The 18,378-nt window shown below is 59.6% G+C and carries 19 protein-coding genes; 9 read left to right on the top strand and 10 right to left on the bottom strand.

What is annotated here, in order from left to right; translation table 11 throughout:
- Positions 1-202: 202 nt before the first annotated feature.
- Complete coding sequence (locus AB8B33_RS15815; RefSeq protein ID WP_439016079.1) at positions 203-2,440, top strand: TonB-dependent hemoglobin/transferrin/lactoferrin family receptor; 2,238 nt, start codon at positions 203-205, stop codon at positions 2,438-2,440.
- A gap of 265 nt (positions 2,441-2,705) precedes the next feature.
- Positions 2,706-4,895, top strand: a complete 2,190-nt coding sequence (locus AB8B33_RS15810) for an anthranilate synthase (protein ID WP_113321987.1) — start codon at positions 2,706-2,708, stop codon at positions 4,893-4,895.
- 68 nt (positions 4,896-4,963) lie between these two features.
- Here the strand turns inward: AB8B33_RS15810 and AB8B33_RS15805 are convergent, their stop codons facing one another.
- The 4 genes from AB8B33_RS15805 to AB8B33_RS15790 form a co-directional block, all read right to left on the bottom strand.
- A complete protein-coding gene (locus AB8B33_RS15805; protein ID WP_007824505.1) occupies positions 4,964-5,128 on the bottom strand; it encodes a DUF1328 domain-containing protein in 165 nt (54 codons plus the stop codon).
- A 99-nt stretch (positions 5,129-5,227) separates the two neighbouring features.
- The gene (locus tag AB8B33_RS15800; protein WP_439016078.1) at positions 5,228-5,752 is read right to left on the bottom strand and encodes a hypothetical protein; all 525 of its coding nucleotides are present in this window, start codon (positions 5,750-5,752) and stop codon (positions 5,228-5,230) included.
- A gap of 105 nt (positions 5,753-5,857) precedes the next feature.
- Positions 5,858-6,538: a GNAT family N-acetyltransferase gene (locus tag AB8B33_RS15795; RefSeq protein ID WP_439016077.1), complete on the bottom strand. Its 681-nt coding sequence runs from the start codon at positions 6,536-6,538 to the stop codon at positions 5,858-5,860.
- 84 nt (positions 6,539-6,622) lie between these two features.
- The gene (locus tag AB8B33_RS15790) at positions 6,623-7,132 is read right to left on the bottom strand and encodes a MarR family winged helix-turn-helix transcriptional regulator (protein ID WP_439016076.1); all 510 of its coding nucleotides are present in this window, start codon (positions 7,130-7,132) and stop codon (positions 6,623-6,625) included.
- Positions 7,133-7,378: 246 nt separating this feature from the next.
- Between AB8B33_RS15790 and emfA the strand changes: the two genes are divergently transcribed.
- Both emfA and queF read left to right on the top strand, forming a co-directional pair.
- Positions 7,379-8,293, top strand: a complete 915-nt coding sequence (gene emfA, locus AB8B33_RS15785) for a CDF family cation efflux transporter EmfA (protein WP_113321990.1) — start codon at positions 7,379-7,381, stop codon at positions 8,291-8,293.
- A complete protein-coding gene (gene queF / locus AB8B33_RS15780; RefSeq protein ID WP_007824496.1) occupies positions 8,293-8,757 on the top strand; it encodes a preQ(1) synthase in 465 nt (154 codons plus the stop codon). Before emfA ends, queF begins: the two co-directional genes overlap by 1 nt.
- Positions 8,758-8,951: 194 nt before the next feature.
- Here the strand turns inward: queF and AB8B33_RS15775 are convergent, their stop codons facing one another.
- Both AB8B33_RS15775 and AB8B33_RS15770 read right to left on the bottom strand, forming a co-directional pair.
- On the bottom strand, positions 8,952-9,701 hold the full coding sequence (locus AB8B33_RS15775) for a DUF2076 domain-containing protein (protein WP_439016075.1): 750 nt from the start codon (positions 9,699-9,701) through the stop codon (positions 8,952-8,954).
- Between the two features lie 114 nt (positions 9,702-9,815).
- Positions 9,816-10,526 carry a hypothetical protein gene (locus tag AB8B33_RS15770; RefSeq protein WP_439016074.1) on the bottom strand — a complete coding sequence of 237 codons (711 nt, stop codon included), beginning with the start codon at positions 10,524-10,526 and terminating at the stop codon, positions 9,816-9,818.
- Between the two features lie 157 nt (positions 10,527-10,683).
- Between AB8B33_RS15770 and AB8B33_RS15765 the strand changes: the two genes are divergently transcribed.
- From AB8B33_RS15765 to leuA, 4 genes are all read left to right on the top strand, one after another.
- Entirely contained in the window at positions 10,684-11,271 is a 588-nt protein-coding gene (locus AB8B33_RS15765) for an ATP-dependent Clp protease proteolytic subunit (RefSeq protein ID WP_113321993.1), read from the top strand.
- Between the two features lie 161 nt (positions 11,272-11,432).
- Positions 11,433-12,647: a benzoate/H(+) symporter BenE family transporter gene (locus AB8B33_RS15760; protein WP_439016073.1), complete on the top strand. Its 1,215-nt coding sequence runs from the start codon at positions 11,433-11,435 to the stop codon at positions 12,645-12,647.
- 44 nt (positions 12,648-12,691) lie between these two features.
- Positions 12,692-12,817 carry a hypothetical protein gene (locus AB8B33_RS15755; RefSeq protein WP_280110109.1) on the top strand — a complete coding sequence of 42 codons (126 nt, stop codon included), beginning with the start codon at positions 12,692-12,694 and terminating at the stop codon, positions 12,815-12,817.
- Between the two features lie 157 nt (positions 12,818-12,974).
- Positions 12,975-14,708, top strand: coding sequence for a 2-isopropylmalate synthase (gene leuA / locus AB8B33_RS15750; protein ID WP_439016072.1), 1,734 nt, complete (start codon positions 12,975-12,977; stop codon positions 14,706-14,708).
- A gap of 9 nt (positions 14,709-14,717) precedes the next feature.
- Here leuA and AB8B33_RS15745 read toward each other — a convergent pair whose 3' ends face one another.
- Complete coding sequence (locus tag AB8B33_RS15745) at positions 14,718-15,107, bottom strand: winged helix-turn-helix transcriptional regulator (RefSeq protein ID WP_439016071.1); 390 nt, start codon at positions 15,105-15,107, stop codon at positions 14,718-14,720.
- Between the two features lie 98 nt (positions 15,108-15,205).
- On the opposite strand from AB8B33_RS15745, the gene AB8B33_RS15740 reads away from it, so the two are divergent.
- On the top strand, positions 15,206-16,186 hold the full coding sequence (locus AB8B33_RS15740) for a quinone oxidoreductase family protein (protein ID WP_439016070.1): 981 nt from the start codon (positions 15,206-15,208) through the stop codon (positions 16,184-16,186).
- 3 nt (positions 16,187-16,189) lie between these two features.
- Here the strand turns inward: AB8B33_RS15740 and AB8B33_RS15735 are convergent, their stop codons facing one another.
- The 3 genes from AB8B33_RS15735 to AB8B33_RS15725 form a co-directional block, all read right to left on the bottom strand.
- The gene (locus AB8B33_RS15735) at positions 16,190-17,026 is read right to left on the bottom strand and encodes an anti-sigma factor family protein (protein ID WP_439016069.1); all 837 of its coding nucleotides are present in this window, start codon (positions 17,024-17,026) and stop codon (positions 16,190-16,192) included.
- 5 nt (positions 17,027-17,031) lie between these two features.
- Positions 17,032-17,544: an RNA polymerase sigma factor gene (locus tag AB8B33_RS15730; RefSeq protein WP_310386912.1), complete on the bottom strand. Its 513-nt coding sequence runs from the start codon at positions 17,542-17,544 to the stop codon at positions 17,032-17,034.
- A gap of 221 nt (positions 17,545-17,765) precedes the next feature.
- Positions 17,766-18,326 carry a hypothetical protein gene (locus tag AB8B33_RS15725; protein ID WP_113321999.1) on the bottom strand — a complete coding sequence of 187 codons (561 nt, stop codon included), beginning with the start codon at positions 18,324-18,326 and terminating at the stop codon, positions 17,766-17,768.
- Positions 18,327-18,378: the final 52 nt, after the last annotated feature.

The following is an 18,378-nucleotide window of genomic DNA, read 5'->3' as shown; positions in this document are numbered from 1 at the left end:
TGCGCAACGTTTCCTGAGATCCTTAAAACTTGACGTTATTATTCAACATAAATCGGCGGAATATATTGACAATAATACTCATGTTTTTTATGCGGCAAAAAGAAGGCGGAAATCTCCGCAGTCGTCCGCAAGCCTAGCCAGCCCCTCGAGCGTCTGAAACGCCACGACAGCCAGCCCGGTAATTTTCATTTGAGGGTAGGTTATGATCGTCCGGCATTGGCGCTCGGTTCTAATGGTCTGCACAGCAGCCGCACTTGTTCTTCCCGTTTCACAGTCTTTCGCTCAGAGCGCTCCGGCGACCACGCCGGCCACGAATGCTGAAGGCGCAACTGTCCTTCAGAAAATCGTCGTCAAGGGAAACCGTGCGGCCCCCGGCAGTGTTGCCGACACGCCGCTTGCGACCCAGATCGACAAGAAGGAACTGGAAAAGAAGCAGGTCACGAATTACGACGATATCGGCCGCAGCGTCGATGCAACCGTGAATTATTCGCGCGCCGATGCCGGTTTCAATCTGCGTGGCCTCTCCGGCCCGCGTATCCTGACGACGATCGACGGCATCCCGATTCCGTATGTTTCCAATAGCTCGCGTCAGGGTGCCTTTGCGACCAGCAACGCCAATGGCGGCGGCGATACCTTCGATTTCGATTCACTGTCCTCTCTTGATATCGTGCGCGGTGCGGATTCGAGCAAAGGCGGTTCGGGCATGCTCGGCGGCGCCTTCGTCCTCAACACGCTCGAGCCGGAAGACCTGATCCCGGAAGATCGCGACTGGGGTGCGATCGTCAAGTCGACCTATGACAGCGAAGACCGCAGCATTGCCGGCTCCGCCGCCGCCGCCAAGAAGGTCGGCAACACGTCGATCCTCTTCCAGGGCGCCTATCGCAAGGGCCATGAGCGTGACAGCAAGGGCGACATCGACGTCTACGGCAAGCCGAGGACCGAGCCGGATCCGGCCGATTTCGACCAGCACAACCTGCTGTTCAAGGTGCGTCAGGATCTCGAAGGCGGCCATCGCATCGGTTTGACGGCTGAACGCTTCCGGCGCGACCTGAAGACTGATCTGCGGGACCTGCAGGGCACGCCTCCGATCCGCAGCTATCTCGTCGGTAACTATGACGGTCGGGAACTGCGCGACCGTGACCGTGTTTCACTGGATTATGATTACGAGGCGCAGTCTTCCGATGCATTCTTCAGCACTGCGAGAGCCACCCTCTACTGGCAGGATCTGAAAAAGGAATCCGGCAGCCAGGGCCGGACCGCAGCCAATGTCGTTTCTGGCCGCAATAACAGCATCGAAAACGAAACCTGGGGCTTTAGCGGTACGGCGACGAAGGACTTTGAATATTCCGGCCTCAGCCACTCCGTTCGTGTCGGCCTCGACGTCGGGGTATCGAAATGGACGCAGTACAGTTCGGCGCTTTGCCCGACGCCGACAACCTGCCCGGCACTCAACAACCAGTCTGAAGTGCCCAATGTCGACAGCACGAACCTCGGCGTGACATTCGAAGACAAGATCGAGATCGGCAATAGCGGCTTCGCGCTAACGCCCGGCTTCCGCTTCGATTGGTTCAACTACCGGCCGTCGACGGGTGGCGGTTTCGAGAGCAACCCGGCGCTTCCCCGCTTCGGTGCGGTTTATGATCGTACGGAAGCCGGCATGTCGCCGAAGTTGCTCGCGACCTACGATCTGACGCCTGATGTTCAGCTCTATACCCAGCTTGCCGTCGGCTTCCGTGCCCCGACCGTCGATGAACTCTACAGCCGCTTCTACAACGCGACGCAGGGTTATGCGCAGCTTGGCAACCCAAACCTGGATCCGGAAATCGGCCGCGGCATTGAGATCGGCGCTAACTTCGATACTGGCGGTCTGCAGGGTCGCGTAGCGGCATTCCATACCCGGTATCAGAACTTCATCGAAACCGTGACGACAAGAGATCCCACCACCGGCTTCATGACGTTCGCCTACACGAACGTATCCTCGGCCTCCATCTCCGGTCTCGAAGCGAATGTGATCAAGACGTTCGACAACGGTATCAATCTTCATACCTCGCTTGCCTATACCTATGGCCGGAACGACGATACGCAGGAGCGGCTGCGCTCAGTCGCGCCGTTTAAGGCCATTGTCGGCGGCGGCTGGAGCAATGACGAATACGGCTTCGACCTCTCCTCCACGCTCTCGTCGCAGATGACCGGCAACGACAATGCTCTGACGTCGTTCGATGCGCCCGGCTACGGCATCGTCGATCTGACCGCATGGTGGACGCCAGAACAAGTCAAGGGTCTGCGTATCCAGGGCGGGATCTACAACATCTTCGATCAGGAGTATTACAACGCGCTCGCTGTTCGCGAGGTCAATCTGAGTGCAACCGCTTCGCAGCCGAAGGAATGGTATTCGGAGCCGGGCCGTACCTTCAAGATCTCCGTTACCAAGACCTTCTGATTGACAATTGCCTGTTCAAGGCTGGGGTGGGGCGGCTTTCGAGCCGCCCTTTTTCGTCGGCCAATGGCCTCTTGCGCTTGGCTTAATCTCAGGCTAACAATTTCGCCCATGAAGAAGTCTGTGAACATTGCAGTTTGGTGGTGGGCTCGCTGAGGCGGCCTCGACCAATCGTGTCCAAAGACGACGAACGAGCCGCCCGAAACTTCGAGGCGGCTTTTTTGTTTCAAGGCCGCCTTTCGTCCGGGCCCGATAACGGAGTTGAACTATGGTAACGATCCTGCGGGATGATGGTGCGGAAATCTACGAGACCAAGGGCGGTATTACCGTCACCCGGCAGAGGCGGGCCATTCCCTATGCCGATGCTGTTTCGTCCTATGTCGACAAGCTCGATGAGCGGCGCGGCGCCGTCTTCTCGTCGAACTATGAATATCCGGGTCGTTATACGCGCTGGGATACGGCTGTTGTCGATCCGCCGCTCGGTGTTTCCTCCTTCGGCCGCAATGTCTGGATCGAAGCCTATAACGAGCGCGGCGAGATCATCCTCGACTTCATCGTCGAGCGGCTTAAGACCGTCAGCGAACTTGAACTCGGCTCATTGACCGCGCGCCGGCTCGACCTGACGGTCAAGTTGCCCGACCGTGTCTTCACCGAAGAAGAGCGCTCGAAGATGCCGACGGTCTTTACCGTCCTTCGCGCCATCACCGATCTTTTTCATTCGCAGGCGGATGCCAGCATCGGTTTCTATGGCGCCTTCGGCTACGATCTCGCTTTCCAGTTCGATGCGATCAACCTGAAGCTGGAGCGTCCTTCCGATCAGCGCGATATGGTGCTCTACCTGCCGGACGAAATTCTCGTCGTCGACAACTACGCCGCCAAGGCGTGGGTCGATCGTTACGACTTCGCCAAGGACGGCAAGACGACGGAGGGCAAGGCGGGCGATATCGCTGCCGAGCCGTTTATCCGCACGGATGCCATTCCGCCTAAGAGCGATCACCGCCCGGGCGAATATGCCGAACTCGTCGTCAAGGCGAAGGAGAGCTTTCGCAAGGGCGATCTTTTCGAAGTGGTTCCCGGCCAGAAGTTCATGGAGCGCTGCGAAAGCAAGCCTTCGGACATTTCCAAGCGGCTGAAGGCGATCAATCCGTCGCCCTATTCCTTCTTCATCAATCTCGGAAACCAGGAATATCTGGTCGGCGCTTCGCCGGAAATGTTCGTGCGCGTCTCCGGCCGCCGTATAGAGACCTGCCCGATCTCCGGCACGATCAAGCGCGGCGACGATCCGATCGCCGACAGCGAGCAGATCCTGAAGCTTCTGAATTCCAAGAAGGATGAATCCGAACTCACCATGTGCTCGGATGTCGATCGCAACGACAAGAGCCGCGTCTGTGAGCCGGGTTCCGTCAAGGTCATCGGCCGCCGGCAGATCGAGATGTATTCGCGTCTCATCCACACAGTTGACCATATCGAGGGCCGTTTGAGGGACGACATGGACGCCTTCGACGGCTTCCTCAGCCACGCATGGGCTGTCACCGTAACCGGGGCGCCGAAGCTCTGGGCGATGCGCTTTATCGAATCCCATGAGAAGAGCCCCCGCGCGTGGTATGGTGGGGCGATCGGTATGGTCGGCTTCAATGGCGACATGAATACCGGCCTGACGCTGCGCACAGTGCGCATCAAGGACGGCATTGCCGAAGTGCGCGCCGGTGCGACACTGCTGAACGATTCCATTCCCGAGGAAGAAGAAGCCGAAACCGAATTGAAGGCCTCCGCCATGCTTTCCGCAATCCGTGACGCCAAGACGGGCAATTCCGGCAAGACCCAGCGCGATGTCGCCTCCGTCGGCAAGGGCGTCAATATCCTGCTGATCGACCATGAAGACAGCTTCGTTCACACGCTGGCGAATTACTTCCGCCAGACGGGCGCCACGGTTTCGACCGTTCGTACGCCGGTGCCCGAGGAAGTTTTCGATCGGCTGAACCCGGATCTCGTCGTGCTGTCGCCTGGTCCCGGCAATCCTAAGGATTTCGACTGCAAGGCGACGATCAAGAAGGCGCGCGCGCGCAATCTGCCGATCTTCGGTGTTTGCCTCGGTCTGCAGGCGCTGGCGGAAGCCTACGGCGGCGAGCTTCGTCATCTGGCGCTGCCGATGCATGGCAAACCGTCACGCATCCGCGTACTGGAGCCGGGTATCGTGTTCTCCGGCCTTGCCAAGGAAGTGACGGTCGGTCGTTATCACTCGATCTTTGCCGACCCTTCGACGCTGCCGCGGGAGTTCATTATTACCGCGGAGAGCGAGGATGGCACCATCATGGGTATCGAGCATGCCAAGGAGCCGATCGCAGCGGTGCAGTTCCATCCGGAATCGATCATGACGCTCGGCGGCGATGCCGGCATGCGGATGATCGAGAATGTGGTGGCGCACCTTGCCCGCCGGGCCAAGACCAAGGCGGCCTGATGCCAAAGGTATAAGCAATAAAAAACCCGCCTGAATGGCGGGTTTTTTATGTGCGTTGGTTTGTTCGTCTATACGCGCCGCATGAGCCGGGCGACGATGGATACGACGAACAGCACCAGGAAGATGAAGAACAGGACCTGGGCGATCGAAGCGGATGCGCCGGCAATGCCGCCAAATCCAAGGACGCCTGCAATCAGGGCTACGACGAGAAATACCAGAGCATAGTACAGCATCGCGATCTCCTTTGTCGGTTGCTGGCAATATAACGGAAGCGTGAGCCGTTCGTTCCATTGTCGCTGCGACAATTGAATTGTGTGCTGATTTAAATCTGCTCAGCCGAATTGCAGATCGGTATTGAAGGAGCGGTCTCCATCGCGCGGCATGGGCGGTTCTGCTGCTGCCAGATAGGATCTCGCCGGGCCGGTCAGCACGAACCAGAGGCTGGCGCCGATCATGAAATAGGCGGCCGTCGGATCATCCGAGCGTGAGACGAAGGGAAGGCCGATGGCGGTGAAGAGGATGGCGAGCCGCACGGCCCATTCCGCCTCGCGTTTCATGAAAGCCCTGGTTCTCAGCTTCTTGTAGGCGGCGACGTTATAGCTGTCTGTCTTGCGACTGGATGTGAAGAGCATCCAGACCGAGGGGAGGGTCAGCATCACGAGACCGCCGTAACACAGAAGCAGGGCCGGTCCCGAGAGGAAGTGTCCGGCGGTAAAGAACAGAAAGCCTGTCACGGCAATGCTCCAGAGCGGCTCCAGCCGTTCCGGCGAAAGGCCGGTTCGGATATGCCAGGCCCGCAAGGAACTGGCCGCACCGTCGAGCAACGGTTGGTCGATGTAACGATTGATCCAATGCATGTCTGCGCGGTCCCCAATTGACTGCAGGGCCGTCAACACCATGCAATTGGGACGCTATCATGGCGCAAATGGGCAAAAGCGTGAGCCTGCGGCGTTTTGGTCAGCTTATGCGTTGCGCTTGACGACGCGCAGGTTCATTTCCGACCGCAGCTTGAAGCCGAGTGCCTTGTAGAGCGTTATGGCTGAAGTGTTGGTGTAATAGGCATGAAGGAAGACGGTGTCCCCCCTGGCGGAAATTTCGCCGGCGACGAAGCGGAAGAGCAGGGTGCCGAGGCCTTGCCCCTGAAAATCAGGATGGGTGCAAAGGCCGCTGAGCTCGCCAAATCCGGGATGTCGCAGGCGCTGCCCGGCCATGGCGACAAGCCGGCCGTCGATCTTGACGCCCCAGAAGGTGCCAAGTTTTTGGGCGCCAAGTGTGAAGGGGCCGGGTTTGGTCAGCATGGCGAGTGCCAGCATCTCATCCGCATCGTCGGGGGTCAGCGGCTGCAGCCGGCTGTCGGAAATACGCTCGTAAGGCCGCTCGGCGATCATCTGCACCAGCTTTCCCTCGGAGACGACCGTCAATCCCTGCGGGATGGTGACGGGTCCGGCTTCGACAATCGCCATGACCTCATCAGCGGCGGGAAGGTTTTCGAGTGCTTCGAGGCTTTCGCGGCTATCGTCGGCGGTCGCTGCGAAGGGGACGATCGAGGGCGGGTAGCGCATCGCGTATTCGCCGCCTTCGGCAAGCTCGGCATGCGCTGTTTGCAGCGCGTTCCAGATCGGTCGGTCGAGAATATGGCTCATGGTGTCTTCTCCTGTACGGCGCTACAGCATCGGCCCGAAAATCGGGACCGATTTTCGGAAAGCCTGATGTGTAGATTCAAAAAATTAGAGCGTCCTTTGTGCGTCCGAATGGACGCACGGCGCTCTAACGCGGCGGATCAGCGGTGATTCGGCGAGCCCGTCCTCCATCGCGGCAAGCTGCTCGAGCAGCGAGCCGTCGAGATCCCGGCAGAGATCGGCAACGGCGGCTGCGATGAGCGGCCAGACCTGTTGCTTCGAATAGTCAACGAGTTCCTGTCCTTTTGGTGTCAGCGAAACGACTCTGCGCCGCTGATCTTCGGCAGATGGTTGCATATCAAGGAATCCCAGCCCCATCAGCTGGGAAGCGGTGCGCGTTGCGCCGGGCTGGGTGATGCCCACTGCCTGTGCCAATTCCCCGATGGTCAGCGGGCCGAGCCTGTCGATGGCACCAAGGAAGGGATATTGTGCGGCCTGGATGGAGACGCCCAGTTCTTCGATCACCTGTTGCGTGTCGGCCTGCAGACGTTCGCCGATCCGGCGGAAGCGGCTGCCGAGGCAAAGGTAGCCCAGCGATTTCACGACATCTTCGACCAAGGCATGTTCTCTATTCTTGTTGCATAACAAGTTATATAACTGCTTATGTATTTATCGTCAATTGCACAAGCGGGTTGGGGCCGTTCACATGGAGATGACCTCGCCTTTGTCCTGTCAAAACCTTTGACATTTTGGGCCTGATTGCCCATATCACCCGCATTGGCCGCCTGCGCGATTCCCGCGCGGGCGGTTTTGCGTTTCAATGGCTTAAATGCTGCAATTCATTCGCATCCGCAGGGGGATGATATGAACGAAGAAGGCAATCTCACGGTTCGGAAACTGGCGTTCTGGGGCATTCCCCTGTCGCTCGGCGTTCTAGGGCTCAAGATGGTCGCCTGGTGGGTGACGGGCTCCGTGGCGCTGCTCTCGGACGGGCTGGAATCCTTCGTCAATGTCGTGGCGGCCTTCATCGCCTTTTTCGTCATCCGCTACGCGCAGAAGCCCGCCGACCACGATCATCCCTTCGGCCACCATAAGGCGGAATATCTTTCCGCCGTCACCGAGGGGGTGATGATCGTCGTCGCCGCGCTGCTGATCGTGCAGGAGGCCGTGAACCATCTCGCAGATCCGCGCATGCTCGAGGCACCGGTGCTCGGTCTTTCGATCAACTTCGCGGCCGGTGTCATCAATGCCGTCTGGGCGCGGCTTTTGATCCGCACGGGGCGCAAGCATCGCTCTGCGGCACTGACGGCGGACGGGCAGCACATCATGTCGGATGTGGTCACTTCCGTCGGCGTTCTCGTCGGCCTGCTTCTGGCGCTTGCAACCGGCTATGCGATCTTCGATCCCATTCTCGCGATTCTCGTCGCGCTCAACATCCTCTATCAGGGCTGGAAGGTGATCTCGCAGTCGATCGGTGGGCTGATGGATCAGGCGGTCGAACCGCAGGAGGAAGAGGCGATCAAGCAGGCGATTGCCACCCATGCGGCAGGCTCGATCGGCGTGCATGACCTGAAGACGCGGCGCGCCGGGTCGGTGACCTTCGTCGATTTCCATCTCGTCGTGCCCGCCAAGATGACTGTGCGGGAAGCGCATGATATTTGCGATCGCCTTGAAGATGCCATTCGGGCCGCGCATTCGGGCTCGACAATTGCCATTCACGTGGAGCCGGAGGGCGAAAAGGCCCATGGCATCCGCGTCAAAGTGATCAAGGAGGCGTAATGCCCAATACAGACGTTTCCAGCCTTTCGATGCTGGGCCAGCAGACGGAAACCGCCAGGAGTCCCGAAGAGGCGGTTCTGGAAAAAGTGCCGTCCAATCATGCCGGAACCGACTATGTCGTGCGCTTCACCGCGCCGGAATTCACGTCGCTCTGCCCAATGACCGGACAGCCGGATTTCGCCCATATCGTCATCGATTACATTCCGAACGAATTCCTGGTGGAATCGAAGTCGCTGAAGCTCTTCCTGCATTCCTTCCGCAATCACGGCGCCTTTCACGAGGATTGCTCGATCTATATCGCCAAGCGGATCGTCGAGCTTCTCGATCCGAAATGGTTGCGCATCGGCGCGTACTGGTATCCGCGCGGCGGCATTCCAATCGACGTCTTCTGGCAGACAGGCAAGCCGCCGGAAGGTGTGTGGCTGCCGGATCAGGGCGTTGCGACCTATCGTGGGCGTGGGTGAGCCATGGTCGGGCGCAGCCCGAGCAATCGATGCACTGCTTTGTTCTTCGCAATTCCGGACGAAAAACCGCTTGGCACTTTTTCTGGAATTGCTCTGAATCGATTGCAACGGCGAACGCCCTGAGCTTAAGGCGAAGGGCCGGGAAACGGTGCGGCAATTGAAACCAACTGCCGCTCTTTCCTTACAGCTAAATCCTAGACATCCGTGGTGTCGTCGCCGGAGTCATCTGTAAAATCGTCGTTGTCGTCGTAATCGGCCTGCTGGATATTGTCGTTATTGTCGGCTTGGTTGTCGTCGGCCTTATTGTTGTCGCCGTAGTAATTGTTGATAACGGTTTCCTCGGTGGGCGCGCTCGCATTGCCGAAGGGATTGGCGCCGCCGAAAGGTGAACCCAAGCCGAGTGACGACATGTGGTTGCCGAAAATGCCACTGAGCGAATTGGCAAGCAGCATGCCGCCGGCAACGCCGGCTGCCGTGCCGAGGGCGCCGCGCAGGAAACTGCCGCCGGCGGACGGTGCATAGGCCTGCTGGCTCCAGGGGCCTGACGGTTGTTGCGGCGCCTGGCGGGTATTGTCGTAGCCGCGTGGCTGCTCGTAACTGTCTCTCGGAGCGCCACCCCATGGGCCGGGTGCGGGCGCCGGCTGTTGCGTCTGCGTGTTGCCGAAGATGGAGCTCAGAAAGCCGCCTTGTTCGGCCCGGCGGTGATCGGTTTCGCCCGCTTCGAGCTGGCGAACGCGTTCTTCAAGCTCCTTGATGTGATTGGCAGCAGCTTCCAGGCCCTTTTCCTGCACGATGACGGCCTGCGCCAGATAATAGGTGGCGGAGGGTTGTGCACGGGTCGCTTCTGATATCAGCGTTTCGGCTTCCGGATCGCGCGGCGTGGCGGCGGCGGTGCGCACGCGATCGAAGAGGGCGGTCAGCAATTGGCGTTCTTCCGGTGACATGTCCTGTCTCCTCTAAAGTTCTGCGGCTTTAACATTCGGCGGATGGGCCGCTAAGGCTGAGTTAGGAAGCGATTGGGGCATTTCAAAGCCTTGGCAACTTACATTTCAGTAAGCTCAGGCCTCCTTCAGCCAGATGCGCAGCGGCCCCAGAAGTTCGAAGCCCACGCGCAGCGCTTCGTCTAGCTCGTCGCCGCGTTCGTAGCCGACAAGCGGTTCTCGCGGATAGAGTTCGGCCGCCTGCGCAATCAGCCCGCGGCGGATGGTTTCACCGTGCCGGCCCTCGGCAAACAGGTTCGAATGGCCGACGACGCCGGCGTGGTGATTGAGGATGCCGCCCCCGACCGGTTGGCCGTGTTCGAAGCCGAGCAGAAAAGCGATTTCGGGATCGTGGAGTAGTGGTTCGGTAAAGATCTTCTGCGTTACCGGGCCGTTCGCCTTGCCCCATTCCGCCTCCCATCGCGCAAGGTCAGCAGCGCTTTCCACGCGCTGCCAGGTGATTGGGGACGTCGTTGAGACTGGCATGCGCATGCCGATCCATTCAGCTTCGAACAGCAGCTTGAAGCCGAGCGGCGCAAGATCGAGGGCCGCATAGCTGTCCTTGATCGCCCAGTCCCGTTTCTCGCTATTGATCAGCGTCGCGATCGTCTCTGTTTGTTCGCCGTCGGCCTCCGTCAGCGTTACGGCATCGGGATAGAAGGGCGGCGTGCCTCGACGATGAAACCAGAGTGTGGCCGTAAACTCACCGGGCGAGCCCAGCGCCTTGCAGACGGCATCGCACCAGAATGCATTGTTGCTGATGGCAGCACGCAGAAAGGAGGAGGTCATTTTGCGTTTCTCCCGGTCTTTTCAGAGGATGCGATGATATCGTCCGTTTGTCATAAGAATATCTTCACCGCTTCCTGCTTCCTCTTTTTCCCGCATTGTTTTACGCATTGAGTCGCACTATGTGCGAGGAACCGCATTAGACGTGAGAGAGGTTCGAATGAACGACGAAGAAGAACAGGACGACAAGACGAAGGAACTGCCGCTCGGCAAGGAAACGGAGGCGAACCTTTTCAAGTCGCGTTCGATCTTCATCTATGGGCCGATCACGCAGGAACTGGCGCAGAAGGTTAGCACCCAGCTCGTGGCGCTTTCAGCCGCCAATGACGAAGATATTCGTATCTATGTGAATTCGCCCGGCGGTCACGTCGAATCCGGCGATTCCATCCACGACATGATCAAGTTCATCAAGCCGAAGGTCTGGATGATCGGCACGGGCTGGGTTGCCTCGGCTGGTGCGCTCATCTACGCCGCGGCTCCGAAGGAACGTCGTATCTGCCTGCCGAACACCCGCTTCCTGCTGCACCAGCCGTCCGGCGGCACACGCGGCATGGCTTCGGACATCGAGATCCAGGCACGCGAAATCATCAAGATGAACGAACGCCTCATCAAGATCTTCTCGAAGGCAACCGGCCAGTCGGAAGAAAAGATCGCCAAGGACATCGACCGTGATTACTGGCTCTCGGCTGAAGATGCCGTCGCCTACGGTCTCGTCTCTCGCGTCGTGACCTCGCAGAGCGAAATCTGATCTTTCGCCATCTAGCTTTTTGAATATACGCCCCGTCTGCCAGTCGCAGGCGGGGCGTTTCCATATCTACCGAGATAGCGCCGTGTTATATGGGGGATTGCCGCCGAAGCGAACATTTCCGGCGGCAATCCGGCTTGCGCGCCTCCCGCTTATGCGGCTCCATGCGCAATCTTCGCAGCCGGAGTCGCGTTATGCTCAAAGATTTTTCCGTCCAGAGCCTGTTCATGGGTCTTCTGACGGCTTTCGTCGGGTTTACCAGCTCCTTTGCGGTCGTGTTGCATGGATTGCAGGCAGTGGGCGCGACGGATTCGCAGGCGGCCTCCGGGCTGATGGCGTTGTCAATCTCGATGGGGCTTTGCGCCATCGTGCTCAGCGCCGTCACGCGTCTGCCGGTCAGCATCGCCTGGTCGACCCCAGGGGCAGCACTGCTTGCCAGCATCGGCACGATCGACGGCGGCTTCAATGCGGCGGTTGGGGCTTTCATTCTTTGCGGTTTGCTCATCGTCATTGCCGGGCTGTTCAAGCCGCTCGGACGGGCGGTTGCCGCCATTCCGGCGCCGCTTGCCAATGCAATGCTGTCGGGCGTGCTGCTCGGTCTCTGTTTTGCCCCGGTCAAGGCCATTGCCTTCAATCCGCTGTTAGGCCTGCCGATCATTCTGACCTGGATTGTGGTCGGCGCCTTCAAGCGGCTGTGGGCGGTGCCGGCAGCGCTGGTGGCCTTTGCGCTGGTGCTGGCGTTCGGCGTCGATATTCCCGAAGGGGCGTTTGCATCACTCGAACAGTCGCTGGTGCCCGTTATCGATATCGTTCACCCGGTCTTCAATCTCGCCGGTTTCGTGTCCATTGCCCTGCCGCTCTTCATCGTGACGATGGCCTCGCAAAATATTCCCGGCATCGCGGTGCTGAAGGTCAATCACTATGATCCGATGCCAGGCCCGCTCTTTGCCGTGACCGGCGTCTTCTCGCTTCTGGCGGCGCCCTTCGGCGGGCATGCGGTCAACCTGGCGGCGATCACGGCAGCGATGTGCGCCGGGCAGGATGCGCATGCCGATCCTTCGCGACGTTATTGGGCAGCGCTGATTTCGGGTGTCGGTTACGTCATTTTCGGCCTGCTTGCCGGGGCGGTGACCGCCTTTGTCGCGCTGGCGCCGCCGATTCTGATTGAGGCCGTTGCCGGTCTTGCACTGGTCGGCGCCTTCTCCGGTTCTGCCATGGCTGCCTTCCAGGCGCCGGAGTCACGTGAGGCGGCGGCTATCACCTTTCTTGTCACGGCTTCCGGCGTTTCCTTCGGTGGTATCTCCGGCGCCTTCTGGGGCCTGATTGCCGGCGGGCTGATGCTTGCGCTGTCCCGGATAGTGCAGGCGCGGAAAAAATAGGCGAGGGGTTGCCGGAATTTGCGGCGAAGGCTATAAGCGCGGTCATGAAGAGCACGAGCGCACGGATTTCCGAGACGATTGCACGCAGCCGCACGGCCCTGCGTGACAATACGCGCGCCCTGACCTCGCTTCTTCTCCTCGGCCTTACGCGCGGTTGCCGGGTCCTTTGAGGAGCGCCCGGCGGCCGAAAGCCCGCCCGGCCATCGCTCCTCGCGACTCACTCTCAAAATTGACCAAACGACCGAGTAAAGGTCCGCATTTGCAGTCGCCAAGCCAGATATGATCGGCTAAGACGCGGGGCAAATGCCGGGACGAGGAGACAAGACAATGGATACGAACACCAGCCGATCCTCCGCAAGCGCTGCTTCCGCCAAGGGCATGCCCGACGCCGCCGTGAAGTACCGGCCTTATCCGCAGGTAAACATTCCCGACCGCACCTGGCCGACCAAGACCATCACCAAGGCGCCGATCTGGTGCTCCGTGGACCTGCGCGACGGCAATCAGGCGCTCGTCGATCCGATGGGCCATGATCGCAAGGCCCGCATGTTTCAGCTGCTGCTGGAAATGGGTTTCAAGGATATCGAGATCGGTTTCCCCTCTGCCTCGCAGACAGATTTCGATTTTGCCCGCTGGTGCATTGAAGAGGGCAATGTGCCCGATGATGTCTCGCTGCAGGTGCTGGTGCAGTGCCGGCCCGAGCTGATCACGCGTACCTTCGAAGCGCTGGAAGGCGCCAACCGGCCGATCGTGCATTTCTATAATTCGACCAGCGAATTGCAGCGCCGCGTTGTGTTCGCCAAGGATGTGCAGGGCATCAAGCAGATCGCCGTCGATGCCGCCAAGATGATCACAGATATGGCTGCCAAGGCCGGCGGCGGCTACCGTTTCGAATATTCACCCGAGAGCTTTACCGGCACCGAGTTGGACGTGGCGCTGGAAATCTGCAACGCCGTCATCGACGTGGTGAAGCCGACGCCTGACAACAAGCTCATCATCAATCTGCCCTCGACCGTCGAAATGGCGACGCCGAACGTCTATGCCGACCAGATCGAATGGATGTGCCGCAATCTCGATAACAGAGAAAACCTGATCATCTCGCTGCATCCGCATAATGACCGCGGCACCGGCATTGCCGCCGCCGAGCTGGCGTTGCTGGCAGGCGCCGATCGCGTTGAAGGCACGCTCTTCGGCAATGGCGAGCGCACTGGCAATGTCGACGTCGTCACCATGGCACTCAACATGTTCACGCAGGGCGTCGATCCGGAAATCGACTGCTCGAACATCGAACGCATCAAGGAAGTGTTCGAATATTCGAACCAGATGGCGATTGCCGATCGTCACCCTTATGTCGGCGAACTGGTCTACACGGCCTTTTCCGGTTCGCATCAGGATGCGATCAACAAGGGCATGAAGGCGGCGCAGGTTGCCAACCATCCAGTCTGGGAAGTGCCTTACCTGCCGATCGACCCGCGTGACGTCGGCCGCTCCTACGAAGCGATCATCCGCATCAATTCGCAGTCGGGCAAAGGCGGCATCGCCTATATCCTGCAGCAGGATTACGGGCTCAACCTGCCGCGCAATCTGCAGGTCGAATTCCGCGAAGACATCCAGCGCATCACCGATGAAGAGGGCAAGGAGCTTCCTTCGAAGCGTATCCACGACCGCTTCATCGAGCGCTATGTGACCCAGCCGGGCGCCCGTCTCCGGTTCGTCGATCACCACACCTATCCCGATACAGAGCACAAGGGACAGCGGATCGTGGCGGCCGAGATTACCGACAATGGTGAGATCAAGCGTATCGAAGGCCGTGGCAACGGCCCGATTGATGGCTTCATCAATGCGCTGTCGCACTATCTCGGTATCGAGATGTCGGTCGAGGATTATTCGGAGCATTCGCTGCAGCACGGCTCGAATGCCGCCGCCATCTCCTATGTCGAGACGTCCTATCCGGGCGGCAAGCTCTTTGGTGCCGGCATCAACACCAATATCGTGGCGGCATCACTCGAAGCGATCGTCTCGGCTGCCAACCGCGTGCTCGACGTGAAGGCCGGCAAGGCCTGACTATTCTGATCAGGCCGCGATCGCTTCGGGGTGACGCGGCCTGACGATGCAATCGGCGAGCTCATCGAGCTCGCCCTGCGCTTGCGCGTGGTTTTGTCCCCATTGGCAGAGGGCGAGAAGGATCGGCTCCAACCCGAGGCCAAGTTCAGTCGCGGTATATTCCACGCGTGCGGGCACCTCTGCAAAGACTTCTCGGCGTACAAGGTCGTGCTCCTCCATCTCCCGCAACTGCTGGATCAGCACCTTCTGAGTGATCTCGGGCATCATGCGCTTGAGCTCTGAAAGCCGTTTCGATCCTGAGAAGACATGATAGAGGATGACGGGTTTCCATCGCCCGGAAATAACCTTCAAAGCCCGTTCTACAGGCAGTTTCGGCAGTCTTTTCATAGGCTCGGCCATGGTCACCTCCTGGTGGGTATGGCACTCATATGTGTGTATTTTGAACCGGAAATCGAGTGCTAGAGCCTGCCTTACGCCATCAAAACGTGAGGTCTGCCATGAAAGCCGTTCAGTTCACTCGCTTCGGCCCGCCTGAGGTTCTCGAAACTGTAGAGGTGCCGATCCCGAAGCCCAAAGGCGGCGAAGTGCTGGTGCGCGTCCATGCCGCCGGCGTCAATTTCTTCGAAGTTCTGATGCGGGCGGATCGCTATGCCGTAACGCCACCGCTGCCTGTCTTTCCCGGTGTGGAAGTGGCAGGCAACATCGAGGAACTTGGGGCGGAGGCAGATCCGTCGCTACTTGGCGCGCGTGTCGCCGTGCCGCTTTTTGCAATCGGTCGTGGCTTCGGCGGTTATGCCGAATATGTGGCTGTGGATGCTGGAGCGGCGGTGCGTTTGCCGGACGACCTTTCCTTTGCGGATGCGACGGCATTGATGGTGCAGGGTCTGACGACTCTGCACATGGTGCGTCGTAGTCCGCCGAAGGGAAAGGTGGTGCTCGTCAACGCTGCTGGCGGTGGGGTCGGGTCTCTGTTGCTGCAGCTTGCCAGGCTCGAAGGTGCGAGCATGGTAATTGCTGCAGCCGGCAGTGAGGCGAAGAGGCATCTTGCACTCTCCCTCGGCGCCGATGTGGCGGTCGATTACACCGCCGAAGAGTGGACCGGTTCGGTCAGGACAGCGACCGGAGGGCAGGGGGCCGATGTCATTTACGAGACGGTCGGCGGCGATATCGCGAGGGCGTCTCTGACTGCTCTTGCTCCCGCCGGAGAAATGCTGTTTGCAGCCATGGGGCGGTTCTCGCTGGAGCTTTCCGAGATCGGCTCCATGCTCAATATGAACCAGTCGCTGAAGGGCTTTTCACTCTTGCCGCTGATTGCGGCTGACAAATGGAAGGGCGATCTCGCTGCTCTCTTTGATCTTGCCGCATCCGGAGCGCTGAAGGTCGTGCACGGCGGTCGGTTTTCGCTTGATGAAGCCGCTGAGGCGCATCGTGCGCTTGAGGAGCGTCGGGTCAGCGGAAAGGTCGTGCTGGTGCCGTAACCGTCAAATGGCGGCGGCGATTTCCATGGCGAGCTGGCTGAGCGTGGCTTCGGCAGAGGGGCCTGCCAGCACATAGGACGTGCCGGCATTGTGCCAGGTTACAAGGCCGATCTCGTCGCGGATCGTTTCCTTGAAGTCTTCCGTTTCCGGTGGCTGCGCATCCTTTCGGAAGCAGATCGAGATGATATCGCCATCGGCATTGGAATAGACGAGCTGGCCGACAGGTCGGCTGTCGCCAAGGATCACGCGCGCGCCCTGGAAGGTCCAGGATTCGGCCGAGAGATCCGGCACGCGAAACGGCACTCCGATCGCGGTCGTCAGCCAGGAGGAGATTTCCTCGGACTGTGAGGCCGGCACTTCGACGAGGTGACGCTGCTGGCGCACGAGAAGCCGCTGGAAGGCGGTGACGTCACCCAGCCAGTCATTGGTGTTGATCTGGGGGGCTGCGATCGGTGTGGCGTCATCCGTATCCCGCGCATTGCCGATAAAATAGCCGATGCCACCGCCGACGACGAAGAGAATGAGGGCTGCGGCAAGCGCCTGGCGGCCATTTGGCGCGAGCTTCAGCTGCGGGCGCGCGTTGCGCTGGGCGATCGGCGTCTTCGGTGGCTGCGTGCTCTTGATCGAGCGAACAAGCGCCAGCGGAACAGGTTCCTTCAGCATGTCGTCCAACTTGCGACGGCCGAAATCGACGCCGTGGCGGAGCTTGTCGTAGATTTTACGGGCGTTTTCATCCGTTGCCAGCCTGCTTTCCAGTTCCAGCTTCTGTTCCGGTGTGGTTTCGCCGTCAAGGAGGGCGGCAAGCTGGGCTTCAAGCGGCTGTTTTTTGAAATCGAGCAAATCAGTCAGTACCTGTGGACGGGCGGATTGTGACCGGACAATGCGGCGAAATGGAGTCGTGCGGTCGCAAGCTGACCGGCAATGCCGCCAATCGCAATGCCCATGATTTCGGCTGCCTGCTGATAGGTATGACCTTCCACGTCGATCAGCACGAAGATGCTGGCCACGCCCTCGGGCATTTCCGCGAGCATGCGGTGCAGGGCGTCGGTATCGACGAACGCTGTACGGTCGCGAATGGCATCGCGGATATCGGTTACATTGCCCCGTGCGACCGGACGCGGCTTGCGCTTGCGGCTGTCGTCGGCCCATTGCTGGCGTGCAAGTGTATAGATCCAGCTTTCCAGCCGGCCTTCGCCATTCCACTGATGCCCTTTGGAAATTGCGCGCAGACAGACCGCCTGGACCAGCTCATCGGCCGCAGCCGTCTCTCCCGCGAGCGTGATGGCAAAGCGGCGGAGGCGGGGCAGGAGACCGACGAGATCACGCCGGATATCGGTGGTGGTGGCGGGTTGGCGCATGGTTTTTCCAAGAAGCATTCACATTGGCCGAAACTCATACCAGCTTCAAATATGGGCCAGCTTCGCATGCGGGCCTTGCCCGGCGGGTGCGAAGCCATCGTATTCATCCCGGCCATGCAGGCGGCTTTTATGGAACAAGTCGCCTGTATTTCGCAAGCGCGGGGTTCAATTCATCCATCCCATCCCAAGGGATTTCCGCACCATACCCCGCGGAGCTTGCCTCAATATGTCCTGTAGCCGTTCAGGCTCTGCAGCAGAGCGCGATAGGCCCAGGTATTTTCGCCGCCGCGATCGCGAATCTCGACGAGCTGGACGCGGGCGCCCTGAATGTCTCCCTGCTCGGCGAGCGCCATGCCCATATAGGAGCGGGCGAGGATGTAATTCTCATCCTGCTGCAGCGCCTTCTTATAGTAGGACATGCCGAGCTCCATGCGGCCGGCCTTGCGGTTGGCATAGCCGAGATAGTTCAAGATGCGCGGATCGTTCTGGTTTTTGGCGAGATTGAGCACCGTAATGGCGTTCTCATACTGGCCGGTATAGGCAAATTCGCGGGCGAACTTGTAGAGATCGTCATCGTTGAAGCTCTGCTTCTTCGGATCGACGCATTCCTTCTTCTTGGCATCCCAGACCTTGCCCTTGGTGCAGGTCTTGGTCGTTTGGGTCTTCTGCGGCGGCGAGGTGTCATCGTTCCCGCCGCCGACCGCGAAAGCCGACGTGGCGAGGCCGAAAGCAAAGACGGAAACAAGCGAAAGTCTGCACAGGCGATGAAGAGAAGCAGTCATCGGGCGTACTCCGTTTTGAAGCGCTGCGGTTGTTGAATTGTACGCCGACGTT

Source organism: Rhizobium sp. 768_B6_N1_8, assembly GCF_051811225.1.
GTDB lineage: Bacteria > Pseudomonadota > Alphaproteobacteria > Rhizobiales > Rhizobiaceae > Rhizobium.
This window is presented reverse-complemented; position numbering and strand designations above follow the sequence as displayed.